Raw genomic sequence first — 25,659 nt, 5'->3', positions numbered from 1 at the left:
TATTTTACTTTATAAGAGTTATGCTTAAATGGCTACCTCTTTACCTAACAAGTGCGTTAATTGTTGTCGCGAAGCATCATCAATCTGCTGTTTATCGACTTTTACATAGGCAACTTGCTGTTCAGACATCACCACGACCTCTTCAATACCACGAATCGCCAAAAGCTGAGAAGTCCATTCGTCAGTTTGTCTGCTTTCCGGCAATCGCAGTACCAGCGATGACAGATAGCGTGGCTGAGCCAGGCCAAAACTCATCAGCAGCCAGATGATCGCGATTCCTGTCAGGATACTCCAGCCCATCGAGGTATTGTTTAGCAGCAGCAATTGTCCGCCAATCATACCGCCAAAGAAAGCCCCTAAAAACTGGCTGCTGGCATTTACGCCCATTGCCGTCGCTTTGGACTGGATCGGTGCCGCTTTCGACAACCAGGACGGCAACAGGGCTTCCATCACATTAAAGGCAATGAAGAACAACCCTAAACCAATCAGCAAGACATATTTGGATTCAAAACCAAATGCCATCACCATTAAACCCAGAATAATACCGGTAATGGCCACCAGAAAAATCGCCCGCATTTTGTGGTATTTTTCTGCCAGGATAATACTCGGAAAAGCAAAAAACAGGCTCAGTACCAACAGCGGCAAATATACCCAGCCATGACTGGAAAGTGGCAGATCAGCAAATTCGATCAGCTGTGAAGGCACATAGATAAACATGGCGGTGAGCAATAAATGCAGGGTAAAGACCGACACATGCAGACGATTCAGATCCCCGATTTTGATTACCTGTTTCAACTGTGCCAGATAGCCCTGCTGAAAGTTTTTATGATGCCGCGTGACTTTCGGCACCATCAGCAGCATGGCAATCGCCGCCAGGCCCATCACCGTGGTGACCCAGAACAACCCAGAGATGCCCACCAGACCCGTTAGCCAAGGCCCCAGACTAAAGGCCACCACAAAGGACAGGCCGATACTCATGCCCATCATTGCCATGGCTTTCATACGGTTTTCTTCACGGGTGACATCTGCCAGCAGTGCCATCACCACAGCCGATACCGCACCACCGCCAGCGATTGCACGGCCGATAATCACGCCATAAATGGTGTCCGACATGGCCGCAATCGCACCGCCCAGCGCAAATAATAGCAGCCCTAAAACCACCAGTGGCTTACGGCTGTAACGATCCGCAATCAGGCTGAATGGAATCTGTAACAGTGCCTGGGTCAGACCATAGACCCCGACCGCCAAACCGATCAGTGCAGGCGTCGCATATTGATATGCCTGCCCTGCCACAGAAAACACCGGGATAATCATAAACAACCCCAGCATGCGCAGTGCAAAAATACTGCTCAGGGCAAAGGTTGAACGACGTTCTAAAGCATTCATCATAAATTATGGCGATTGGGTTAATTAATTTGGAGCCCAGATTATAGGACATTCAGCTCATTAATAAGACATGAATTTTATTTGAAATAAAGATGATGCCAATCTAAAAACAAAAAAAGCGCAGCCGGAGCTACGCTTTCATTCAGGGACAGTGCTTTATTTGTCTAAAGCTGCCTGACGTTTCTTGTACTGAATCGAGGCGAATACTGCCCAGACAATAAAAGCCACACCGATCAGACCGGTCACCACTTCTGGTACATGCAGACCGGTTCCACTGGCAATCATAATGAAAGCCAGTGCACCGATGGCATAATGCGCACCATGTTCCAGGTAGATATAGGCATCCAATGTGCCCTGCTCAACCAGATAAATCGTCATTGAACGGACAAAGATCGCACCAATTGCCAGACCCAGCATGATGATGACCACGTCTGAGGTAATCGCAAAGGCACCGATCACGCCATCAAAACTGAAAGAGGCATCCAGGACTTCTAGATAGAGGAAACCACCAATACCGGCTTTCACTACACCCGTTGGTACGCCATTTTCACCATGACGAATGGCATTGCCTTCTTCATCGACTTCCGGTTCACCACCGAGCATATGGCTCAGAACCTGCACCCCGATATAAATCACAATGCCCCAGATTCCGGCCATAGTCACTGCCAGACGTTTGGCTTCATCGACATTGGCTGCCATGATTAACAAGGCCACCAGTGCAATAAACACCGACATTGCCGGCACATTGGCCAAATTAGACAGACGGCGTTCCACCCGTCTGAACCAGTGCGTATCTTTTTCTTCATCCAGGAAGAAGTTCAGGAATACCATCAACAGGAAAGCACCACCAAAAGCAGCAATTTCAGGATGATGTGCCATTAAACGTGCTGAATATTCTTTCGGATCATTCAGGGCCAGACGTACTACTTCCATAAAGCCCAGGTCTGCAGTCACTGCAACAATGACCACTGGGAAGATCAAACGCATCCCGAAAACTGCAATCAGAATACCGACTGTCAGGAACAGCATTTTCCAGAAATGATCCCAACCCCGTAGGACTGAGGCATTGACAACCGCGTTATCAAAGGACAACGACACTTCCATAATCGCCAGAATAGCGGTAATGGTCAGCGCTGTGAGCATGGTTTGCAGGCCTGCGTCAGGACCATGGGTATAACCCCAATACGCAGACAAACCAAGACACACGATCGAAAATGCAATCGAGAAACCAAAATGTTTCAACATACACAACGACCTTGGATAAATTAAATAAATGTATGGCTGCGAGAGAGCAGCTATACGAATAGGAAAAGTTAAGCTAATTATGAAACTTTTAGCGCATAAACCAAAGCACTTCCTGAGCTGTTTTATCTTATTTTCTGTTTTTAAAATTTGCCGATCTTTTAAACAGCCCGATCTTTGCTATAGTGCCGCATGGTTTAACTTGAACTGCAAAGGATTTTCAGCATGAGTTTTTCACAAGAGGTATGGCAACGTAATCTCGGACTTTATCAGAAGACCCTGGCCCTGCCCTTTAATCAGCAACTGGCGCAAGGTACTTTAAGCCGTGAAGCCTTTAGTCATTATGTGATTCAGGATGCGCATTATTTACTGGCCTATGGCCGTGCACTGGCCGTGTGTGCCGCCAAAGCTTTTGAAGCGGACGATGTAATCCAGTTTGCCGAGGCAGCCAAAATTGCGATTGTGGTGGAACGTAGCCTGCATGATGGCTTTATGCAAGATTTTGGCATTAGCAAAGAGCAATTTGAGCAGACACCGTTGACGCTGGCATGTCATCACTATACTTCTTATCTGACTTCGACCGCCTGGTCAGAAAGCTACCCGGTGGTGCTAGCCTCGTTGCTGCCTTGTTTCTGGATTTATGCCGAAGTTGGTAAAGATATTGTCGACAACTCTGCGCCGAATAATCCGTATCAAGCCTGGGTGGATACCTATTCAGGAGAGGAATTCCACACTGCGGTGCGGAATGTGATTGCGACCGTTGACCGTGTTGCAGCGCGTGTTGATGCCGATACACTAGAAAAAATGCATGCAGCTTATACGCATGCTGCCCGTCTGGAATGGTTATTCTGGGACAGTGCCTTTGAGCAACGCCAGTGGCCTGGTCTGGATGAATAAGACGAATAGAAAAAGCCCTGTTTAAGACAGGGCTTTTCGGTTATAGCCGTTCAAAAAAAATTTCTACTGTCATGAATTGATCATAAAAACGGCTTAGTCTGAAAAAAAACAAGGATAGAACGGGCCGGTACGCTAGACCTAGCTATAAGCCCAAAATTGCCGCACAATAATTGAGAATAATTATCAATTAATAAAATCAATCCCGGAAAGAGGCAGATGATATGAATACTTTAGGCACCGAAGCGATTCGGGCATTTTTTACCCTGCAATGTTGCTGGTTCAACAATGAAGAAATCTATCTGGAACAAGGCTGTCTAGATTGTGGTTCGGCAGCCACTTATCTGATTTACCATACCAACACGCATATCCAAAAACATCTACTGAAATTTATTGAAAAGTATCGCTGTCATCAGGCACGCCGTAACGATTTGCTCGACTTGGATTTTTTCCGAAAAGACTATGAGGACTTTCTGCACATTCTGGAAAATGAAGTCAATTTTTATGCACGTCTGCATCATGATGTGCTACGTGACCGCTGTTTTGAAGAGATTGAGTCTATCTTTGAACGCCGTTATGCAGCGGCTTGTTAAGTATTTACCTTGTACATGATGATTGTGAATATTTAAATGATCTGCTGTTGTGTTTCTTAATTTTGTGATGAATTGACCAATCACCGACATAACTTGACGTTTAAAATACTTTTATTTGCACTTGAACATTTTTCATCCGGTATCATATAAGGGTTTTTGATGAATATTCTAGGATCCTTGCATGAGCCAAAGCCACATCCGTATTCGAGGCGCACGTACCCATAACCTGAAAAATGTGAACCTTGATATACCACGCGACAAGTTTGTGGTGATTACGGGACTGTCTGGTTCAGGTAAGTCCTCGCTTGCCTTTGATACCTTATATGCCGAAGGTCAGCGCCGTTATGTGGAATCGCTGTCTGCCTATGCCCGCCAGTTCCTTTCCCAGATGGAAAAACCGGAAGTGGATTCGATTGAGGGCTTGAGTCCAGCCATCGCCATCGAGCAGAAATCTACCAGCCATAACCCACGTTCTACCGTGGGAACCATTACCGAAATTTATGACTATTTACGTCTACTGTATGCGCGTGTCGGTACACCGTTCTGTCCTGAACATGACCTGCCGATGGTGGCACAAACAGTCACTGAAATGGTTGATGCAGTCAAAGCACTGGAAGAAGGCACTGCGCTGTTATTGTTAGCACCGGTCGTGCGCGAACGTAAGGGCGAATATACAGCGCTGTTTGAACAGCTACAAAGTCAGGGTTTTGTCCGCGCCCGAGTGGATGGCGAGATCATGGAAATTGATCCACCACCTGAGCTGGATAAAAAGAAAAAACATACCATTGAAGTGGTGGTCGACCGCTTTAAGGTTCGTGATGATCTGGGTAACCGTATTGCAGAAAGTTTTGAAACCGCGCTACGTCTCGGTGGTGATATCGCGATTTTATCCTGGATGAAGGGCGAGCATAACGATCGTGTGTTTTCAGCCAAACACTCCTGCCCGGAATGTGACCGTGCAGTGGCTGAACTGGAACCACGCCTGTTTTCATTCAACAATCCTTTTGGTGCCTGTCCGGTCTGTGATGGTCTAGGGACCCGCAGCCATTTCAGTGCCGACAAACTGATTCCCAATCCTGAAGTCAGCGTTAGCCAAGGCGCGATTCGTGGCTGGGACCGTCAGCGTCCTTACTATTACAGCATGATCCAGAAAGTCGCCGAGCATTTTGGTTTTTCGCTAGAAACGCCGTGGAATGAACTGGATGCCGATACCAAGAAAAAATTTCTGTACGGCACCGGCAAAGAAAAAATTGATCTGAGCTATATCGATGAGCGTGGTCGTCGCCATAATCGGGTCATTCCTTTTGAAGGAATTTTGCCGCATCTGGAACGCCGTTATCGTGAAACTGAAAGTAATTATGTCCGTGATGATCTGGCGCAATATTTATCCAATGCTGCCTGTGATGCCTGTGATGGTTCACGTCTAAATGAAATTTCGCGTAATGTGAAAATTCTGGACAAGACCATTGCCGATATTACCCGTATGTCGATTGGCGATGCTGAAAGCTATTATCAAGACATTCATCTGGAAGGTGCACGTGGTGAAATCGCTGACAAGATTTTCAAGGAAATCCGTGAACGTCTGCACTTTCTGGTTTCGGTCGGCCTGAACTATCTCAGCCTGTCACGTTCAGCTGAAACTCTGTCTGGTGGTGAAGCGCAGCGAATCCGTCTGGCCTCACAGATCGGTGCCGGTTTGATGGGCGTCATGTATGTGCTGGATGAACCATCAATTGGTCTGCATCAGCGTGATAACGACCGTCTGTTACAGACCCTGATCCGTCTGCGTGATCTGGGCAATACCGTCTTGGTGGTCGAGCATGATGAAGATGCGATTCGTGCCGCCGATCATATTATTGATATCGGTCCGGGTGCCGGTGTGCATGGTGGGCATGTGATTGCCGAAGGAACGTATGATGAAATTCTGGCCAATCCGGACTCGCTGACCGGAAAATATTTATCCGGAAAATTAAAAATTGAAGTGCCGAAAAAACGGATTCAACCGCCTAAGCCTAAAGAACAGATCAAGCTGATGGGAGCATCCGGGCATAACCTGAAAAAAGTCGATCTGACCATTCCTTTAGGTATTATGACCTGTGTTACCGGGGTGTCCGGTTCGGGTAAATCGACCTTGATCAACCGTACCTTGTTACCTTTGGCGGCGACCCAGCTCAATGGTGCCACCACTTTAACTTCGGAAAAGTTTGAATCGATTGATGGTTTGCAGTTCCTCGACAAAGTCGTGGATATTGACCAGAGTCCGATCGGCCGTACCCCACGTTCCAATCCGGCGACTTATACCGGTCTATTCACCCCGATTCGTGAACTGTTTTCACAGACGCAAGAAGCCAAGGCACGCGGTTATGCCGCCGGCCGTTTCTCTTTTAACGTAAAAGGTGGCCGCTGTGAAGCCTGTGAAGGTGACGGCATGATCAAGGTGGCGATGCATTTCCTGCCGGATATGTATGTGCCATGTGATGCCTGTCATGGCAAACGCTATAACCGTGAAACGCTGGAAGTAAACTATAAGGGCAAGAATATTTCCGATGTCTTGCAGATGACTGTTGAAGATGCGATGCATTTCTTTGATGCCATTCCGGTGATTCACCGCCGTCTAGAAACATTGCATCAGGTGGGTCTGGGTTATATTCGTCTGGGTCAGTCTGCGACCACTCTTTCTGGTGGTGAAGCACAGCGTGTCAAACTGGCACGTGAACTGGCCAAACGCGATACTGGTCAAACCCTATATATTCTGGATGAACCGACCACGGGTCTGCATTTCCATGATATTGCCAAACTGCTGGATATCCTGCATCAGCTCCGTGACAAGGGTAATACCATCGTGGTGATTGAGCATAATCTGGACGTAATTAAAACTGCCGACTGGGTGGTGGATTTAGGCCCTGAAGGTGGTTCGGGTGGCGGTATGATTGTCGCGGAAGGTACACCTGAAGAAGTCGTGAAAGTGAAAGCGTCACATACGGGTAAATTCTTGAAGCCGTTGTTGTAATATTTTTAAAAGGAGCTCAAATGAGCTCCTTTTTAATTATCTAATCTTGAAATCAAGTAGTTCATATAGTTTCTATAAAATTCTGATTTCTGTCCTCTTTCTAGGTATATTTCTTTAACCGTACTTCTGAACTTGTATCCAAAATCTGATTCATTTTCTCTCTCTAGTATCTTCTTAACAATATAGCTACTATTTATAGACTCAAATCTAGAATCACCAGATACTTGATCAAATAAAAATCTCTCCCAGTCTTGTTTAGTTGCACACTTTACAGATAACTCATCTTCGTGATTCCATCCTTGCTTAACATATATTTGAAAAACCGCATTGATCAAAGAAGGTAAGTTGTCTGTATTTGAATCAAAATTCTCTATAATGTTTTTAAATATTGGTCTTATCTCACCAAAACTATCAAAATTATAAAATAATCTTTTATTCTTCTGAATTTTTTGTTTTATCCACTCACTAGTAATTTCTTCTAACTCTCTAACTTTTTCTACTTCGCCAAAAACTTCTAACAATGTAATAGCAAAACTTACATTACCCAAACTATCTAACCCAATCACTTTTTTGGTTATCTCAAATAATTGATTAGGAAATTTCACATCTGCTTGTATCTGCCAAAATACTTCAAACATTCTATGAAATTCATTTTTTAATCTATTGTTTTCTTCTGAAATCAGATCTGAATTAGCTAATTTTCGCAGTTCTTCAAAATTAGGATCACCTTTTTGATCAAAGTACTTTTTAAACTCAATTAGCCATTCATCAGTATGAACAAAATCATAATTTAATGATTTTAAGCTTTCATATGTATTTACTTTTTGTTCAGACCAACCTTTTTGTTTATCTTCAAATACTAACTTGATATCTTCCCATCCGAACTCAGACTTTTTACCAAAATCCTCAATAAAATATCCTTGTAATACTCGAACCAAAATAATTTCTTTTGTTGTATCTGCCACTTGCGCAGGTAATTGTTCTAGAAATTGTTTATATAGCTTAATCACTTTTTGAAAAAAGCGAAAATTATGAATTTCTAATTTATCTGCAAATTTCACCATTAAATTTACTAAAGGTTCATCTATATCTTTCGCATTTTCACGAAGCAAAGGTTCAACAGATGTAATTTTAATTTCTTCATCAATCAGTTTTTCTTTGTATTCAGCATATTTTTTCTTATTTTCATTCTCAGTTTTTGACTCATCTAAAATTAAAATTACTTGGCAGTTACGCTCCAATTTCAATTGATTCGCTAAGCCCATAACATCTTTGATATCAAGCTTATTCGACATACGTTCAAAATCATCAAAGCAGATAATGGCATCTTTAACTTGATTAAACATTAAACTGTCAAATATCTTTGCTGAGGAGCTAATACCAAATTGAGAAATTTTGGTCTCTTTTAGAATAGAGGGTAGCCCTCTTATCCATTGAGGAATTTCAATGGCAGAGCTATTATTTTCAATATGACTATAAATATGAGTTTTTAAGTCACTTAATGACTCCAACCCAAATAAAGAAACATACACATATTTCTTTTTATTTGGATTATTCTTTCTAAACGTATTCCAAAAGAACGTCTTACCCACTCCCCAAGATCCAGTAATAGCCACAGCCATACCTTTGTTTTCATTTTCTCTAAATATTTGCTCTAATCTTTGTTCTGGTTTCATCTTTATTAGCATCTAAGAGTGATAAGTTCGCTTAAATTTAAATTAAAAAGTACTGGGCTAAGAATTTAAACCTCTGCCACCGCATTGCGTCCTTTGGCCTTTGCTGCAAACAAAGCATCATCTGCATTGGACAATAAAGCCATCCAGGACACGGCACCAATCGCCACACCAATACTGACCGAAATCTGAATCTCGTCTCCTGCTGCAGTCACAATATGACGCTCAGCCACTTCAGCCCGAATGTTATCGGCCACAACCAATGCCTGTTCCATCTGGATATTTTCAATCAGTACCAGAAATTCATCACCACCATAACGCACCAGCAAATCTGTAGCACGGACATTGGCTTGCAAACGTTCGGCCACCAGTTGAATCACCTGATCGCCAATAATATGCCCATATTGATCATTCACCTGTTTAAAATGATCAATATCAATAATCATCAAACAGGTTTGGCTCAGTTGACCCGGCTGATTTTCCATAAAACGGATATATTCTTCCAGCGCGAAACGGTTGGATAATCCGGTCAAGGAATCGGAATGAGCAATATTCTTTAAACGGAATTCCAGCGCATCACGTTCTTGCAACATCTGTTGCAATTTCTGAATGGCAGCGAATAAAGAATCAGAATGATTCACTTCACGCAGCCGCATATCAATTTTTTGACGACCCGAGTTTTTAGACAAACTCAACAACATGCGGCGTGCCTGAATCAGCGGCAGGAATACCTGTTTACGTGCAAAAATCATGGTTGAAATCGCGGTCAGTAATGAAATCAACGACACCAACACGCTCCAGATCAAACGCTGCATATTGCTGTTCATTTCCTGAATAGCGGCATCTCTGCTGTATTGCAGTAGGTAAGTTTGCAGGTCTACCACAGTCGCAAATTTATCTACCATCGCTTCAGTCAGCTCTGTTCCGCTCAAACGGTAGTCACGTTGCTCCAGACTGTCACTGATCAGTTCACTCACAATCGGTAAGCCTTGCTGAATAAACTCGGTTTCTACCCGTCGATGTAAACGAATGAACTCCTCTGTTTTATCTTGAACAGGCTGAATGGTATCAATCAAGGCCCACAAATAACGCACCTGATGTTGGGTCTGTAAAGAACGGGTAATATTTTCAGTGGGAAGCGGCGCTTCAAAAGTCACATGCGCCATGATAGACGAGGCAACCCGCCCCGCCTGATCACGTAAATCAGATAAAAATAGAATCTGGCTGATATAGTTATTCAGAGGGGTGGACGAGCTATCTGAAGCCACCGCCACGTCACGCAAAAGTTCACGGCAACTTTCCCAGGCAGCAAACATGGCCAGAATTGCCTGATCAAGCTCTTGCGCACTGCGTTGCTGACGTGGCATCCGGGTATAGGCATCAACCTGTGCACGTCCTTTTTTCAAACTATTTTCAAGCTGTGAAAGTTGCTGACTCAGGTTGTTAAACCCGACCTCCGTCAAGACATCCGCGGTCTGGGACAATTGCCGATCCACCTGTTGACGATAGCTGATTAACTCTTGCTGATGCTGGGCAAATTCCTGCACCGAACTGGACATGGCTTTATTGGCAGGCGCACGCTCACGCGAAATTTTATTCGCCAGATCAGCGACCTGCTGTAAGGCATTCAATTGTTGATAAGTTTGTCTGGATTTTAAATAACTTTGACTGCTACTCACAATTAAGGGAATACAGATGCAAAGTAAACATAAAATAATAATCGACATCGACCAGTACAAACGTTTACTGATCCACTCAGAGCGTAAGGTATTCATGCTGTTGTATTACGCCCCAATATGACAAGCAAAGCTAAATAGATTGATTATTATACAAATAAAACAGGATGGTCTTAAAGCCTTTAGTCTTACTTCACTTATGTTTTTAATGAATTTTTATCATCTATTATTTTCAGATACTTAAGTTAGTTCATTTGAAACTTTAATGCAGGGTTTCATAACCACAATTCCCTATAAAGTCTTACAAAAGCAAGGGAATTTAAGCAGCTAAAAAATATAAAAACTTGCTTTCTGCACTATTTACACCTGCAACAAATAGGTGCATAATGCACCGCATTAGGGCGAGTTAAATTATTCCTCAGCAGATATTTTAGTTTACCCGCAAATTTTGGCGAAAAAAGCCCGATTTTCTATGAAAATCGGGCTTTTTTTTAGCTATTGAATTTTAGACCTCTATTTTTACTTTTCAATATGCACTATTTTGGTGCTTAAAATTATTCTAATATTTATTTTTCTCATCTTGTTTTGAGTTGAAGGTTTTTTCAGAAACGGAATGATCCGAAATAAAAAATGCTGGACAAAAAAAAGCCCAACCTTGGGGAAAGCTGGGCGATAAAACAAAAAATTGTGGAGAATCAGGCTAAATCACTATAAAAGTGTGAACTCTAACTTGATTTTCATATTATGTAAAATTCCCCTCAAAATGTAAAGCCGATTGCTCCAGTCAAGATTATAAAACATGCCCATTTAGCTCAAAAAACAGACACCTATTCTAAGATCCAAGCTGATGATACTTTAAAATCAAGCAATCCAATCAAAGACCTGATGCGCCAGACATTTTGCACTTCTTGACACATTTATGAATTAACTCACCTATTATTAATTGTTTTAATAGATAAATATATTATAATTAATCGTATTAATTGATTAAAATAACAACATAATTTCTCCTTAATCTTTAGTCCCGATTCTATATTTAAAGTCTAGATTTTTGTTATACAAGAGTTTTTATATGAAATAGCTTCGGAGCCTAATACTTGAATTTTACACAAAATTAATACAATGATTTAGCTTAAAAAACTAGCGATTTCGAATTGGATTGACTTAATAAATTGTTACAATACAATACGTTTTATGTTGTACATCTTTTGTAACAAAATGGTAAATATCATGAAAAAACTAGGTTTAGCCACTGCTGTATTATTAGCGATGACCGGTGCTCAAGCATATCAATTCGAAGTTCAAGGTCAGTCAGAGTACATCGACAACACTGCAAATGACAAAGACTTCACTGGCGCTGTTCAAGGTACTTACTACTTAAAAGATGTAGACGCTTCTAAAGGTCCTTTAGCTGAAGCTGCTTTCCTGAACCAAGCTTCTAATGTTGCTCTAGCGTATAGCTATGGCGAAAACGGTCAAGAAGAAGCTGGACGTTCACGTACTGTAAATCATACTTACGGCGTAAAAGGTGAAGCTTACGTTCCAACTTCAGTTGTGCCTGTTTATGCAAGCGCTTCTTATAGCCATACCATTGCTGATAGCAAAACTGCTAACGCAACTGACGATCAAGGCGACCGTTATGCATTAGAACTTGGTGCTTTAGTTGCTCCTAACTTCTTAGTTGCTGTTGGTTATACCAGCGTTGCTGACCAAGCTTCTTTAGATGCATTCAATATTGTGTCTAACGGCGTTGCTAAAGCTGCTCTTGAATCTGCAACAATTGCTGATAAGACAGATGCGATCACTGCACGTACTAAATACGTTGGTGCAATCGACGGTACTAACATGTCAATTGGTTTTGAAAGCGGTTTAGTTTATGGTGAAGATACTGCCTACAACTTAGGTACAACTCTTTTCCTTAACCCACAGTTAAGCGTTGGTGCTTCTTATATGGAATCTAGCTTTGCTGGTTCTCCAGACAAAGCTTGGGGCGCGAACGTAAACTACTTCATTACTCCTGCTGTTGCAGTTGGCGCATCTTATGTAAATGCTAACTACGAAGCAAATCTTGCGCAAACTGCTCAAGTTCGTGATACTCAAACGATCGGCGTAAATGCCAAATTCCGTTTCTAATTTCTGATTAGATTCTGAATCAAAAAAGGACGCATATTGCGTCCTTTTTTATTGTTTTATGACTCTGTTTACTCAGGCGTACGTACCAGACTTAAGAAGTGCAAATGACGTTCATATTGATCAATGATATCCTGCAGTAGATCTTCTTGCGTCCACTCCATCACATCATAACCCTGCCCACCTTCTCTTAAAAAGACTTCTGCCTGATAGGAATCTACTCCCGCATTCTCCAGTTCAGCCATAAAGCTTGGACTTAAAGTCTGAGTGGCATTGACCTGATAGATAAAATTAATTTCATCCTGATGATCAACACGGAGCTGTATACCGTCTTCTAGCGGGCTAATCGCTACATGTAATCGGCGCCGTTTCAATTCACTTTGAAAGCTGAGAAATGCCTTATTCACCGTATTGTGAATATACTGCTGCACCTCTTCCTGAGTATGCGGATAATGCATGATCAGGCCTAAGCGCTGTTGCCAGCTGCGTGGATTCTGGATCGCACGCGGGGTAATCCGTGCGGCTTGCAGTGCATGCATTTTGGTGACATCCAGATGTAGGGCTTTGATTAATCCCCAACACATCAGCAGCATAATAAATGTAAATGGCAAAGCGCTCATAATCGTGGCCGATTGCAAGGCCTCTAAGCCACCGGCCAGCAAAAGGATGATGGCTAATAAAGCCATGAGTACGGTCCAGAACAGACGCTGCCAAGTCGGTGAATTATCACTTTTCGCTGTCAGATAATCAGTCACCAATGCCCCTGAATCGGCAGAAGTCACAAAGAACAGCATGACCAGTAAAGTTGCAATGATGCTGGTCACTGAGCTGAAAGGCAGATTGTTCAGAAACTCAAATAGGGCCACTGATGAATCACGCTGAACTGCCTCTAATAAGCCAGTATTGGCTTCATGCATAATGCTGTACAGTGCGGCATTGCCCATAAAGCCCATCCAGATCAGGGTAAATCCAGTCGGAATCAGCAATACACCCACGATAAATTCACGAATACTGCGGCCTTCCGAGACCCGGGCAATAAACATCCCGACAAATGGCGACCAGGAAATCCACCAGGCCCAGTACATGATGGTCCAGCCCCCAATCCAGCCACTTGGCTGATAGGCATACAGATTAAAGGTCATACTGAACAGATTTGAAACATACTGGCCGGCATTCTGAATAGTCGTCTGTAACAGATAAATACTCGGACCTGCCACAAAGACAAAAATCAGCAACAGCAGTGCAAGTACCAAATTTAGTTCAGATAAACGTTTAATTCCTTTGTCTAATCCAAAAAATACAGAAGTCGCCGCCATGGCACTGACCACAATAATCAAAATGACCTGAGTACTGGGTGCCTGTTCAATGCCAAACAAATAGTTCAAACCTGAATTGATTTGGGTCACCCCGAAACCAAGCGTAGTAGCGACACCAAATACCGTACCAATGGTGGCAAAGGTATCGACGCCATCTCCAATCGGTCCATAGATCTTTTGACCAATCAGCGGATACAAGGCCGAACGGATTTTTAAAGGCAATTGATGCCGATAAGCAAAATAAGCTAACGACAGGCCAACAAGCGTATAAATGCCCCAGGCATGTAAGCCCCAGTGGAAAAAGGTGACCCGCATAGATTGTTGTGCAGCAAGTACGGTTTCAGGTTCACCGGCAGGTGGCGTGACATAATGCATCACCGGTTCGGCCACACCAAAGAACATCAGGCCAATCCCCATGCCTGCGGTGAATAACATCGCAAACCAGGAGGCACTGCTATATTTCGGTTGACTATGCTCGGGCCCCAGTTTGATTTTGCCCATATCCGACAGGGCAATATAAGCCAGAAGGATGATAAATATCGCCACCGACAATACATAGAACCAGCTAAAGGACGTGGTAATCCACTGGTTCAGTTGCTGGGTAAAAACTGAAAAAGCATCGGGTGCAAATACGACCAATGCTAAAAATATCGCAATAATGGCGACAGTACTGATAAAAACATTTGGATTGATATTGGCAAAACAGGATGGTTTTGTGGAAGGCATACATCCTCCATTTTTTAAAAATTGGATCGACAAACAGCGTCAAATAATTATTGGTAAGGTCAAAATGATCAGACAGATTCAATCTATGGGAGCTAGATCTCCTGCTATTTTAGGATGTGACACAAAATAAAGCCGTTAAGTTACTGTAACAAATACAATAAAAGGATGAACTCCATTACTCAGGCGGGTTTTCTCTATTTTTCACGTTATTTTTATGCGGTAGACGTGCAATATATTGCAAGGCAATTAAGCGGGACACAATCAGCGCCAGATACATCACCCCCACAAACATCTGGATAATCGCCAACATTCGTGCGACCGGACTGACCGGCATGATATCAGACAGTCCTGTTGCGGACTGTACACTGAAACTGAGAAAAATCAGATCCAGCCAGGGTTGATAGGCTTGCAGATCGGGATCTGAAAAGCTGTATGGCACCAAGAGCTGGCAAGTACTGTAAAGAAAGGCAAAGCCCCAGGCCAGCAAGGTAAATACCGCCCCAGCGGCAAACAGTTCATCCTTGGTCAGATAACGGTCATGAAACATATAACGCAGCAGGCCATAGGCTGCACTGAAATAAGCACCAGCTTCAAACAGGTTGGCGGTGACATGGATCCAGGTATAACGCAGTCCCAGCACAATCAGAGAGGAAAAGAAAATCGCACCGGCGACAAAGCTAAGTCCTAAAATGGTAAACATTGGAGTCTGGCGAATGACTCTGGCAATCACCAGCAAAACCAGAACACCCAGCACCCAGGTTCCCGCCCGATAAGACACGCTTTCATAACTCAATACCGACAAGATCAGGATCAGCAATTGCAGGCACAACAGCCATGCCGAAGGCAAATGGGTAAAGCTGTTCCAGAACTGTTGCAGAGATTGCTTCATAATGCCCTTCTTGTTGCTCTTCTTGTTACTATCGTCATGTAGGGAACACATTGTTATTGTTAGCAGCTTTTAACATAGCACGCTTAAATCCGCTTGCAGATATGCGATTTGTATGAAAATTACTGAAATAACGCTGCACAAATCCAGCCATCTCAATTCAATACGGCGTTTATGCTAAAGAGAAAGCTTGATTATATCTCCATAAAAAAAGCCCCTGACGGGGCTTTTTTAGCGTAGCGCAGATCTTAGTGATCCGATGCGCCTGAGATACCAATACCGGTTTGTGAACGTACAAACTGGGCATCAAAGGCTTTGCGTTCTGCCTGAGCCTGTGCCGAATTATCCGTCACAGAGAACAACCAGCAGCACAAGAATGACAATGGCATCGCGAAGATTGCAGGACCATTGAACGGGTTCACTGGCGTATCAGAAATACCCAAAGTATCGACCCATACTGCTTTAGACAGCACAATCAAGGTTACTGCGGTTACCAGACCCGCAACACCACCAATAACTGCACCACGTGTCGTCAAACCTTTCCAGAACATAGACAATACCAGTACCGGGAAGTTGGCACATGCCGCAACCGAGAATGCCAGACCGACCATGAAGGCTACGTTTTGTTTCTCGAACAGAATCCCGAGAATCATCGCGAAGATCGCAAGACCTAAAGTCGCAATTTTAGACATACGTAGTTCAGATTCAGGCGTGGTTTGGCCTTTCTTCAACACGTTGGCATACAAGTCATGCGAAATTGCTGAAGCACCTGACAGGGTCAAACCAGCAACGACTGCAAGAATCGTGGCAAATGCAACTGCAGAAATGAAGCCCATGAACAGGTCACCGCCCACTGCATCAGACAGGTGCACCGCCGCCATGTTATTACCACCGACCAGCTCCAGCTTGCCAGTCACTGCCATTTTCGCAACATCAAGGAATTGCGGGTTGTTCGATACATACAGAATCGCACCGAAACCAATGATGAAGGTGAGCAGGTAGAAATAACCAATAAAGCCTGTAGCAACCACGACTGATTTACGCGCTTCTTTGGCATCTTTTACCGTGAAGAAACGCATCAGGATATGTGGCAGACCTGCTGTACCAAACATCAATGCCAGACCTAAAGAAATCGCATCAATCGGATTAGACGCCAGACTACCCGGCCCCATGATCTTGGTGGCATCTGTCAGGCTTAAATCATGTACTTTTGAATAAACACCAATCGCCTGTTCAAACATGTTGGTAAAGCTGAAGCCCACGCCTTTCATGACCATGAATGCCATAAAGGTCGCACCAGACAGCAACATTACCGCCTTGATGATCTGTACCCAAGTGGTTGCCAACATACCGCCGAACATCACGTAAGCCATCATCAACAAGCCAACGATCACGACTGCAATATTATAGTTCAGACCGAATAGAAGTTTAATCAGCTGACCTGCACCCACCATCTGTGCAATCAGGTAGAACGCAACCACAACCAGCGAGCTTAAAGCAGCCAAGGTACGTACCGGTTTTTCCTGTAGACGGAAAGACACTACGTCTGACAGGTTGTATTTACCCAAGTTACGCAGACGTTCTGCCACCAGGAACAATACGATCGGCCAGCCCACCATGAAACCCAGTGAATAAAGCAAGCCATCAAAACCGGACAGGAACACCATCGCGGAAATACCCAGGAACGATGCAGCTGACATATAGTCACCGGCAATGGCCAGGCCATTCTGGAAACCGGAAATACCGCCACCGGCCGTATAGAAGTCTTTGGTATTGGTGGTTTGTTTTGCTGCCCATTTGGTAATAAACAGCGTAGCACCTACGAAAATCACAAACATGATAATCGCATGCCAGTTGGTCGCCTGCTGTTCTGCTGCACCCAGATCAGGACCAGCGAATGCAATGCCTGAGGCCATTGCAGTTGCAGCAAGAGCAATAAGAGAATTCCATTTCATCTTAGTGGTGTCCTTTTTCATGCGCAATCGCTTCGACTTCACGGATTGCTTCTTCAGTCAATTGATCAAGTTTGTTATTGGCAATGTAGGAATACACACCACACAAGATAAACGACAGGACAATGATACCCAGACCGAGTGGAATACCCCACGTAGTCACACCACCTGAAATTGAAGACAATAGAAATTCTTTGTTGTAACCAACCAGCAACATGAAACCCACATAGACAAATAGCATAATGCCGGTCAACGTCCAGCTGAGCATACTTTTCTTGCGGACCATTTCCTTGAATTTTGGATTTTGTAGAATACGATCTACTTGTACCTCATCCATAATTACTACTCCTGTAGCCCAACCTTGGGCTGCCTATTTTTTAATTCGAATTATCACTGTTGCAAGTTAACAATAATCGTAGGTGCTTGTAATTTAGACTTTGGTCGTTAAAAAATGATCAATTTAAACTGTAGCGTTCACGATGCGTTATCATAGCGGCATGCTCAGTACACATCAGGCTATATGAACAGTTGGCTCATCATAGGGGTACTCGCCCTCTATATCGCATTACTCTTTATCTGCGCTTTCTACGGGGAAAAACATGCCAGCCGGCTGAGTACCCGTGGGCGTATGCTATTGTTTAGTTTAACTTTAGGAGTGTACTGCTCCTCCTGGACCTTTTACGGCGCCACGGGTGCTGCGGTACGTGAAGGGATTATTTTCCTGCCGATCTATCTGGGTCCGCTACTCTTTGTTGCTGTCGGCTATGACATCTGGCGCCGTCTGGGACGGGTGAGACAGCATCATGCCATTTCTTCGATCGCTGACTTTGTCGCAGCACGCTATGGTAAAAGTGGTCCCCTCGCCTCGCTGGTAACCATTCTGGCGGTGGTAGCGATTGTGCCTTATCTGGCCTTGCAGTTACGTGCGATTGCCTTAAGTGCCGCCGTCATCCTGGAACCTTCCGCAGGTGTAACCGGCACGACCAATGGCGTGCTGTTTCTGACTGGGGTTCTGGCGATACTGGCGATGATGTTTGGTACCCGGCAGATTGCCAATACTGAACAGCATGGCGGGTTGATGCTGGCCGTGGCATTTGAGTCTTTTGTTAAACTTTTTGCCCTGTTGGCAGTTGCCTGTTTCTTTATGTTTGAAGCACCAGAAAATCTGGCACAGATCAGTAGCGATATCAGCACTACTTTTCATGATGTACAACTGTTTGGCGTGCCACAAAGTTTCTGGATTCAGACCCTGCTCGCGGCACTGGCCATTATCTGCCTGCCGCGTCAGTTCCATGTAGCTGTGGTTGAGCTACGTGATGAAAAACATATTCGTGGTGCGCGGCGTTGGTTTGCAGTTTATTTGATTCTGACTACCTTGGCGATTATTCCCATTGCCAGCTGGGCGCTACATGCTGCACCGCAATATCTGGCCATTCCGGATGTGGCGGTCCTGTCCTTACCACTTAGCTATAATCAGGACTGGTTGACCTTATTGGCATTTCTGGGTGGTTTCTCTGCCTCTACCGGGATGCTGCTGGTGTCTTCCGTGGCACTGTCAATCATGCTCAGCAATGACCTGATCATGCCGGCGTTGTGGCGTTTAAAGCTGATTTCCCGGCATGACAAACGCTTGCCGCTGGTGCTGAAATTTACCCGCCGGGTCTGTATTCTGGGCGTGATGTTGATGGGCTTCCTGTTCTTCAATTTCTTTAATGATATTGACCAGTTGTCGGTTTTTGGTCTGTTGGCATTTAGTGCGGTGGCACAATTCGCCCCTGCCCTGATCGGTGGCCTGTACTGGCGTGGCGGTAGTAAACAGGGTGTCTATGCTGGACTCCTGACCGGTTTTGCCTTGTGGGCTTATACCCTGCTGTTTCCAACCATTTTGCGAAGCCTGCCAGAAGCCTATAGCAGCTTTAGCCAAAGCTTGCTGAATCAAGGGCCTTTTGGCTGGAACTGGTTAAGACCGGAAGCCCTGATCGGTTTTGAGTCTTTTGATCCACTGACGCATGGCGTAGTTTGGGCACTGGGCTTAAATACCCTGCTGTATATCTGGATTTCCCGTATTTTCCGTCCGAGTATTGCCGAACAGATTCAAGCCGAAAGTTTCTTCTATTATGAAACCAAGCCACTACCCTCGCAGAGTCCTTCTAACGAGGTCAGCTATTCGCATCAGGATGTTGCCCGTTTAAAAGTCGGCGATCTGATTACCCTGGCCAAACGCATTACCGGCGAAGGCCCAACCACACGCGCTTTCCAGCAATTCTGTACCCAAAACAGCGTTGAGCTGAATGAAAACAGCAGTGCCAATGGCATGTGGTGGCGTTTCACTGAACAGTATCTGGCGGGGACTATCGGGGCAGCTTCAGCACGTACCCTGCTTACTACCGCCATGGTCAATAATGGCCTGGCCTTGGGTCAGGTCGCCAATATTCTCGATCAGGCCTCGCAATGGCAACGCTTCAATCAGAATCTGATCATGACCATGATTGATCACATGACCCAAGGGGTCAGCGTAGTCGATGAAAACATGTGTCTGGTCGCATGGAACAATCAGTATCTGAAACTGTTCGATTATCCGACCGATATTGTCTATGTCGGTTGTCCAATCGCAGACCTGATCCGTTATAACGCTGAACGTGGTGAATGTGGCCCGGGCTCGGTTGAAGAACATGTACGGAAACGGATTCACTGGATGCAGGTCGGCAGTGCCCATGAATTTGAACGGATTCGTAAAGATGGCCGCGTCATTCAGATGCGCGGCAATCCGATCGAAGGCGGCGGGTTCGTTACTACTTTCGCCGATATTACTGCCTTCCGTGAAAATGAAGCCGTGCTTGAAGCCCGCGTTCAGGACCGTACCCAGCAGCTGGCCGATGCATTGTCCGAGCAGCAACTGGCGCGTGAACAGGCCGATAAGGCCAATATGTCAAAAAGCCGCTTCATTGCAGCCGCCAGTCATGACCTGTTGCAGCCAATGCATGCCGCGCGCCTGTTCAGTACCGCACTCGAACAAAGCGTGCAGAATGATGAAGACCGCAAGACCTTACAACAACTGGATCGTGCTTTGCATGGTGCAGAAAGCATGTTGTCTGCCCTGCTGGATATTGCCCGACTGGAAGGCGGCACCATTCAGCCGAAACGTCAGGCTTATCCGCTGCATGACCTGCTCAGCGATCTGGAACTCCAGTTCAAATCCATCGCTGCACAGCGTGGTATCAAGTTCAGTGTGCATGATGCACAGTTCTGGATTGATACCGATCCACAATGGATTCGCCGCATTATCCAGAACTTTGTCAGCAATGCGTTGCGTTATACTGCCAGAGGTAAAGTGGTGGTCGGTGTATTACGTTCGAGCAGCAGACCGAATCATATCCGTATTGGCGTCTGGGATACTGGCCCGGGCATTGCCGAAGAACAGCGCATCAAACTGTTTCAGGAATTTGAACGTTGCGGCCACACCTCGCCTTGGGGTGAACAGGGTCTGGGCCTAGGTTTGGCGATCGTACAACGCATGACCAGCATGCTGGACTATCCGGTACATGTGTCTTCTGCGCTGGGTAAAGGTTCCTGCTTTATGATTGAAGTGCCTGTGATCGAAGCACCGAAAGTGGTCGCAGCACCGGTTCAGGCCGTACCTTTAAAGAGCAAAGCCTTTAAGATTCTGTGTCTGGATAATGATGAAACCATTCTGGAAGGCATGTCGACCTTATTGACCAAATGGGGTTATCAGGTGTTTAAAGCCACTGAACCTGAACAAGCAGCCATGCTGATTCAGCAGGAAAATATTCAGGTCTGGCTGGTGGATCAACATCTGAATCAGGACAAGATCGGTCTGGATTTCATTCTGGAACATTGTTCGAAGGATATTCCGGTCGCGTTGATTACCGCCGATTCCGATCCGGAATTGCCGCAACGTCTAAAAGAGCTAAACATTGTTCTGCTGAAAAAACCGCTGAAACCGGCCTCATTACGTTCATGGTTATCTGGACTGAAAATTTCCGACTCCTAAGTAGATAACGATCTGATCAATGCCCATTTCACACCCTGAAATGGGCATTTTTTATACTCAACTGCCACATAAACTTACCTAGCTTGCATAAAATTTATTCTAATGTGCTAAAAGCAGCAAATATGCCGAAAATACAGCTGAATAAATTGACCAAAATGCTCATTTTTTAATTCACTATGGCAAAAACTGACGAATGTATTAATGTACATGTGTACACTTAGTTACAATTAATTATCTTATTGTTTTTAATAAAAATTAAAGAGTAATTTTCCACTACTATAACTTTAGTCGTATTTTTATCCCTTGTACTTGGCTCTAAAAATAGAGGAATAAGAAACGATCAGTTTCCATCTCATGTAGCCTTAATTTTTTTGGTCGCTGATCTATTTCTGCATATCGGAGTTCTTCACATGAACATAGATCAAAACCAGGGCCTGAATCAGACCCAGCAGTTTCACCGTCAATATGGCGCCAACGCCTTATTGCCAAGCATTGACTGGGCACAGATCTTTAAATACAGCAAGCTGAATGATGCCCAGTATCAGGCACTGGAAACGCTGTATCAGAGTGCAGTACCCCTGGCACTGCAAGTCTTTGATGAATTACATTTTGATGTCTTTGAACCTTATGCCTACAAGCCGCAAGGTCTGGGACTATTTGAAAAGATTGCTGAACAGGAAGACAAGCTGATTCAGTCTTTAGAAGCTGAAGCAGAGGACCTTCCAGCAAAAACCCGTCATCAGATCTGGAGCATGTTGCTGCGTGGTGGCGCGGTACTGGTCTTTAAGGCCTGGCTGGGTAAAGTCAAAAATGAAGAAGATTGTCTGGACACCAGCCAATTTGATGAGCTGTCTGATCTGTTATTTATCAAAACCTGCCCACATGAGCTGGCGCAGCGTTTACATGTCGATCCGAATACGCGCGACGAACATGTCTTCCTGATGTATGACAATGAAGTTTATCTGGATCGTTTTAACAGTCTGGAAACTGCGGCACTGTTTGTGGATCTGGGTGTATATGATGCGACTTTCCTGAGTCTGCGTGATGATCGCGTGGCGGAATATCTGAAATCGAAAGGTTATGTCACTGAAGAGCAGATTGACGAATTGCAATGTGCCTTAAATCCATTGTTTTGTGATGATTTCACCCGCAAACAGGATTATATCGCCTAGCTGACTCAGGCCTTTGCACTCATTTTTGCAGATTTCGCCCATAAAAAAAGACCTCCAAGGAGGTCTTTTTCAATTCGGCTATGCAGAACTTACATTTTGCGGTCTTCAATATTCAGTGCATTGATGGCCAATACCGCTTGTGTCCGGTTTTGTACGCCAAGCTTACGGAAGATTGCAGTCACATGCGCTTTAATCGTCGCTTCCGATACATCCAGCTCATAAGCGATCTGCTTGTTTAATAAACCTTCAGCCACCATCATCAATACCCGGAACTGTTGTGGCGTCAAAGACTGGATCCGTTCTGCCAAAGCCGTTTCATCGGCAGCACGCGGATCAAAATTCATATTGGCCGGCAGATTTGGCGGTAACCAGATTTCACCTTCTAGCACTTCACGAATCGCTTCACCGATATGGCTTGGGTGGGCAGATTTAGGAATATAGCCCATCGCACCATGCGCGATCGCACGCTGGATGATGCTGACTTCTTCATGTGCAGACACGACAATAATCGGTAAAGACGGATATTGTGCGCGGACATGCACGAGGGCAGAAAAGCCGGAAGCGCCCGGCAGGTTTAAATCCAGCAGCACAAGATCAGGCTCAGGGCCATTTTCTAGACGTTCATAAAATTCATTGACTGCCGCAGTTTCATGAATCTGGGCTTGTGGCAGGCTATAACGTACAGCTTGAATCAAGGCATGACGAAATAGTGGATGATCATCAACGATTAAAATATTCATAGGCAACGTGAGAGATCTTGGCACGGTAGTCCCTATTCTAACCACACAACCCGGTTAAGGATATGCAAGACACTACAATTTTTAAAATAATATGCAGTTTTTCTTCAAAATTGCCCATTTTTGCACTATTGCAATAATTGTTTAATTCTCATCACTTTTTTATATATCACTTATTCCTCACTGAAAAAGCTTATCTTTATTCAATATAAATATAAATATCATTCATTTACCCACAAAACCTTCCTTAAAAATCAGGCCTTTGTCGTATATCGCAAAATCAGATAACTTTTCAGCTTTTCGTTATTTTACAGCCCTTCGCTGAATCGGGATTAATAGGGTCATTCCGAGATTAACCCTATTTTCAGGTTCTAAATATGTCTAATTTTAATGCGCAAAAACCCTTAAATATTGTTGCCGTATCTGGCGGTTTAAATCACCCCTCAAAAACCGAAGCCTTGGTTCAGGCCATTCTGGATGAGCTTGGGGAAGCGACACCAATCAATGTGCATTTCATTAAATTTAGTGAAATTGGTTCGCTCTTGGGCGGCGCGATTTATCGCAATCAGTTGCCGCAACGCGTTCAGAATGATCTGGCAGCAGTAGAAGCCGCAGATGCGCTGATTGTCGGCACTCCTGTGTACCGCGCTTCATTTACAGGCCTGTTCAAGCATTTCTTTGACTTTGTCGAGCAAACGGCGCTGGTGGATGTTCCGGTATTACTGGCGGCTTCTGGTGGCAGTGACCGTCATGCACTGGTACTTGAACATCAACTGCGTCCTTTATTCAGCTTCTTCCAGGCACAGACTTTACCGATTGGGGTCTATGCTACCGACCGCGATTTCACCCCTGAATATACCATCCACAGTGAACTGCTCCGCGACCGGATTACCCTGGCTGTAGCGCGTGCATTACCGATTCTGGAATGGGCACCAGCCAAGGGACAACGTGCTGAAGTGATTAAAGAAAAAACCATTCAAGCCAGTCAAAATCTGGGCATTAACAAGCAGATCGAACAAGAAGAAGTATTGCCTTCAGCAGCCGTGCCAAGTCTGGATGCCGCAGAATCGCGCTTGCACAGCAAGAAAGCACCAAAGACTCAAGTGGCTTGAACACAGCATTACAAAGGGTGATGAATATGTCGAATGATAAAAATATCGTATTTGCCTATTGGGTGCCGAATGTCAGTGGTGGCCTGGTGGTCAGTAACATCGAGCAGCGCACCGACTGGAGCTATGACTATAACGTGCGTCTGGCACAAACCGCTGAACAGGCAGGCTTTGATTATGCTCTGACCCAGATCCGTTTTACTGCCGGCTATAATGCAGAAAACCAGCATGAATCGGTGAGTTTCAGTCATGGTATTCTGGCCAAAACTGAACGCCTGAAAGTCATTGCCGCGATTCTGCCGGGTCCTTGGAAGCCGGCACTGGCTGCCAAACAACTGGCGACGATTGACCATCTGAGCAATGGCCGGATTGCGATCAATGTGGTCAGTGGCTGGTTCCGCGGTGAGTTTGATGCCATTGGGGAAGAATGGCCGGAACATGATGAGCGTTATGCCCGTTCGGAAGAGTTTATCCGTAGCCTGAAAGGGGTCTGGACCCAAAACAACTTTAATTTTGAAAGTAAATATTATCAATTCAAAGACTATACCCTGAGTCCGAAACCGCTACAAAAACCGCATATTGAAATCTTTCAGGGCGGCAGTTCCCGGGCAGCACGTGATATGGCTTCTCGCGTATCTGACTGGTACTTCACCAATGGCAATACCCCGGAAGAGCTGAAAAAACAGATCGATGATATTCGTGAAAAAGCCAAGGCAAATCATCACTCGGTGAAAATCGGCGTAAATGCCTTTGTGATTGCACGGGATACCGAAGAAGAAGCTCAGGCTGTATTGCAGGAAATTATTAGCAAGGCCAATGTGCAGGCAGTGAAATCTTTTGGTGAAGCGACCCGTGAAGCCGGCGCAGCAAGTCAGGAAGGTGAAGGCAACTGGGCCAAATCCACCTTTGAAGATCTGGTGCAATACAATGACGGGTTCCGCACCAATCTGATTGGGACACCGCAGCAGATTGCTGAACGGATTATCGAGCTGAAAAAAGTGGGCGTTGATCTGATTCTGTCAGGCTTCCTGCACTTTATTGAAGAGGTTGAATATTTTGGCCAGAAGGTGCTGCCTTTGGTCCGTGAGCTTGAAGCACAACAGGCAACACCTGTGCAGCAAGAAGAAGCTGAGCCCGTATAATCA

The 25,659-nt window shown here is 44.8% G+C and carries 17 protein-coding genes; 8 read left to right on the top strand and 9 right to left on the bottom strand.

What is annotated here, in order from left to right; all coding sequences use genetic code 11:
• Positions 1-24 precede the first annotated feature (24 nt).
• Together ACP7BU_RS11390 and ACP7BU_RS11385 are read right to left on the bottom strand one after the other, a co-directional pair.
• Positions 25-1,389 carry an MFS transporter gene (locus tag ACP7BU_RS11390; RefSeq protein ID WP_035340698.1) on the bottom strand — a complete coding sequence of 455 codons (1,365 nt, stop codon included), beginning with the start codon at positions 1,387-1,389 and terminating at the stop codon, positions 25-27.
• Positions 1,390-1,542: 153 nt separating this feature from the next.
• Positions 1,543-2,631: a DUF475 domain-containing protein gene (locus ACP7BU_RS11385; protein ID WP_425879946.1), complete on the bottom strand. Its 1,089-nt coding sequence runs from the start codon at positions 2,629-2,631 to the stop codon at positions 1,543-1,545.
• Between the two features lie 222 nt (positions 2,632-2,853).
• Between ACP7BU_RS11385 and tenA the strand changes: the two genes are divergently transcribed.
• From tenA to uvrA, 3 genes are all read left to right on the top strand, one after another.
• Entirely contained in the window at positions 2,854-3,525 is a 672-nt protein-coding gene (gene tenA / locus ACP7BU_RS11380) for a thiaminase II (RefSeq protein ID WP_004729210.1), read from the top strand.
• Between the two features lie 221 nt (positions 3,526-3,746).
• Positions 3,747-4,115 (top strand): hypothetical protein, encoded by a 369-nt coding sequence (locus ACP7BU_RS11375; RefSeq protein ID WP_114540960.1) that lies wholly within the window; start codon positions 3,747-3,749, stop codon positions 4,113-4,115.
• A 181-nt stretch (positions 4,116-4,296) separates the two neighbouring features.
• On the top strand, positions 4,297-7,125 hold the full coding sequence (gene uvrA / locus ACP7BU_RS11370; RefSeq protein WP_425879947.1) for an excinuclease ABC subunit UvrA: 2,829 nt from the start codon (positions 4,297-4,299) through the stop codon (positions 7,123-7,125).
• Positions 7,126-7,157: 32 nt separating this feature from the next.
• Here uvrA and ACP7BU_RS11365 read toward each other — a convergent pair whose 3' ends face one another.
• Both ACP7BU_RS11365 and ACP7BU_RS11360 read right to left on the bottom strand, forming a co-directional pair.
• Positions 7,158-8,801 (bottom strand): P-loop NTPase fold protein, encoded by a 1,644-nt coding sequence (locus ACP7BU_RS11365; protein ID WP_425879948.1) that lies wholly within the window; start codon positions 8,799-8,801, stop codon positions 7,158-7,160.
• 65 nt (positions 8,802-8,866) lie between these two features.
• On the bottom strand, positions 8,867-10,573 hold the full coding sequence (locus tag ACP7BU_RS11360; protein ID WP_425879949.1) for a diguanylate cyclase: 1,707 nt from the start codon (positions 10,571-10,573) through the stop codon (positions 8,867-8,869).
• Between the two features lie 1,119 nt (positions 10,574-11,692).
• On the opposite strand from ACP7BU_RS11360, the gene omp33-36 reads away from it, so the two are divergent.
• Complete coding sequence (gene omp33-36, locus ACP7BU_RS11355; RefSeq protein WP_409651536.1) at positions 11,693-12,607, top strand: porin Omp33-36; 915 nt, start codon at positions 11,693-11,695, stop codon at positions 12,605-12,607.
• A 68-nt stretch (positions 12,608-12,675) separates the two neighbouring features.
• Here omp33-36 and ACP7BU_RS11350 read toward each other — a convergent pair whose 3' ends face one another.
• From ACP7BU_RS11350 to ACP7BU_RS11335, 4 genes are all read right to left on the bottom strand, one after another.
• Positions 12,676-14,646 (bottom strand): BCCT family transporter, encoded by a 1,971-nt coding sequence (locus tag ACP7BU_RS11350; protein WP_425879950.1) that lies wholly within the window; start codon positions 14,644-14,646, stop codon positions 12,676-12,678.
• Between the two features lie 175 nt (positions 14,647-14,821).
• Positions 14,822-15,535 (bottom strand): ion channel, encoded by a 714-nt coding sequence (locus tag ACP7BU_RS11345; protein WP_425879951.1) that lies wholly within the window; start codon positions 15,533-15,535, stop codon positions 14,822-14,824.
• 245 nt (positions 15,536-15,780) lie between these two features.
• Complete coding sequence (locus ACP7BU_RS11340) at positions 15,781-17,487, bottom strand: cation acetate symporter (protein ID WP_425879952.1); 1,707 nt, start codon at positions 17,485-17,487, stop codon at positions 15,781-15,783.
• Between the two features lies 1 nt (position 17,488).
• On the bottom strand, positions 17,489-17,821 hold the full coding sequence (locus tag ACP7BU_RS11335) for a DUF485 domain-containing protein (protein WP_004281374.1): 333 nt from the start codon (positions 17,819-17,821) through the stop codon (positions 17,489-17,491).
• 183 nt (positions 17,822-18,004) lie between these two features.
• Here ACP7BU_RS11335 and ACP7BU_RS11330 point away from each other — a divergent pair, with 183 nt between their 5' ends.
• Together ACP7BU_RS11330 and ACP7BU_RS11325 are read left to right on the top strand one after the other, a co-directional pair.
• Entirely contained in the window at positions 18,005-21,496 is a 3,492-nt protein-coding gene (locus ACP7BU_RS11330) for a hybrid sensor histidine kinase/response regulator (RefSeq protein ID WP_425879953.1), read from the top strand.
• A gap of 410 nt (positions 21,497-21,906) precedes the next feature.
• Positions 21,907-22,668: a hypothetical protein gene (locus ACP7BU_RS11325; RefSeq protein ID WP_425879954.1), complete on the top strand. Its 762-nt coding sequence runs from the start codon at positions 21,907-21,909 to the stop codon at positions 22,666-22,668.
• A gap of 89 nt (positions 22,669-22,757) precedes the next feature.
• On the opposite strand, the gene ACP7BU_RS11320 is transcribed toward ACP7BU_RS11325, so the two are convergent.
• A complete protein-coding gene (locus ACP7BU_RS11320) occupies positions 22,758-23,408 on the bottom strand; it encodes a response regulator (protein WP_004281370.1) in 651 nt (216 codons plus the stop codon).
• A gap of 374 nt (positions 23,409-23,782) precedes the next feature.
• On the opposite strand from ACP7BU_RS11320, the gene msuE reads away from it, so the two are divergent.
• Both msuE and sfnG read left to right on the top strand, forming a co-directional pair.
• Complete coding sequence (gene msuE / locus ACP7BU_RS11315; protein ID WP_004647265.1) at positions 23,783-24,517, top strand: FMN reductase; 735 nt, start codon at positions 23,783-23,785, stop codon at positions 24,515-24,517.
• A gap of 26 nt (positions 24,518-24,543) precedes the next feature.
• Positions 24,544-25,656, top strand: a complete 1,113-nt coding sequence (gene sfnG / locus ACP7BU_RS11310; RefSeq protein ID WP_425879955.1) for a dimethylsulfone monooxygenase SfnG — start codon at positions 24,544-24,546, stop codon at positions 25,654-25,656.
• Positions 25,657-25,659 lie beyond the last annotated feature (3 nt).

This window comes from Acinetobacter sp. 40AMC3-4 (assembly GCF_049898185.1).
Taxonomy (GTDB): domain Bacteria; phylum Pseudomonadota; class Gammaproteobacteria; order Pseudomonadales; family Moraxellaceae; genus Acinetobacter.
The sequence above is the reverse complement of the archived record's forward strand: the minus strand, read 5'-3'. Positions and strand labels throughout refer to the sequence as shown.

Bases quoted from the DNA above. Each gene is read 5' to 3' on its own strand.
- ACP7BU_RS11390 (WP_035340698.1), bottom strand. From the start codon at position 1,389: ATGATGAATGCTTTAGAACGTCGTTCAACCTTTGCCCTGAGCAGTATT.
- ACP7BU_RS11365 (WP_425879948.1), bottom strand. From the start codon at position 8,801: ATGAAACCAGAACAAAGATTAGAGCAAATATTTAGAGAAAATGAAAAC.
- ACP7BU_RS11345 (WP_425879951.1), bottom strand. From the start codon at position 15,535: ATGAAGCAATCTCTGCAACAGTTCTGGAACAGCTTTACCCATTTGCCT.
- tenA (WP_004729210.1), top strand. From the start codon at position 2,854: ATGAGTTTTTCACAAGAGGTATGGCAACGTAATCTCGGACTTTATCAG.
- uvrA (WP_425879947.1), top strand. From the start codon at position 4,297: ATGAGCCAAAGCCACATCCGTATTCGAGGCGCACGTACCCATAACCTG.
- sfnG (WP_425879955.1), top strand. From the start codon at position 24,544: ATGTCGAATGATAAAAATATCGTATTTGCCTATTGGGTGCCGAATGTC.
- ACP7BU_RS11350 (WP_425879950.1), bottom strand. From the start codon at position 14,646: ATGCCTTCCACAAAACCATCCTGTTTTGCCAATATCAATCCAAATGTT.
- ACP7BU_RS11385 (WP_425879946.1), bottom strand. From the start codon at position 2,631: ATGTTGAAACATTTTGGTTTCTCGATTGCATTTTCGATCGTGTGTCTT.
- ACP7BU_RS11325 (WP_425879954.1), top strand. From the start codon at position 21,907: ATGAACATAGATCAAAACCAGGGCCTGAATCAGACCCAGCAGTTTCAC.
- omp33-36 (WP_409651536.1), top strand. From the start codon at position 11,693: ATGGTAAATATCATGAAAAAACTAGGTTTAGCCACTGCTGTATTATTA.
- ACP7BU_RS11330 (WP_425879953.1), top strand. From the start codon at position 18,005: ATGAACAGTTGGCTCATCATAGGGGTACTCGCCCTCTATATCGCATTA.
- ACP7BU_RS11340 (WP_425879952.1), bottom strand. From the start codon at position 17,487: ATGAAATGGAATTCTCTTATTGCTCTTGCTGCAACTGCAATGGCCTCA.
- ACP7BU_RS11360 (WP_425879949.1), bottom strand. From the start codon at position 10,573: ATGAATACCTTACGCTCTGAGTGGATCAGTAAACGTTTGTACTGGTCG.
- ACP7BU_RS11375 (WP_114540960.1), top strand. From the start codon at position 3,747: ATGAATACTTTAGGCACCGAAGCGATTCGGGCATTTTTTACCCTGCAA.
- ACP7BU_RS11335 (WP_004281374.1), bottom strand. From the start codon at position 17,821: ATGGATGAGGTACAAGTAGATCGTATTCTACAAAATCCAAAATTCAAG.
- msuE (WP_004647265.1), top strand. From the start codon at position 23,783: ATGTCTAATTTTAATGCGCAAAAACCCTTAAATATTGTTGCCGTATCT.
- ACP7BU_RS11320 (WP_004281370.1), bottom strand. From the start codon at position 23,408: ATGAATATTTTAATCGTTGATGATCATCCACTATTTCGTCATGCCTTG.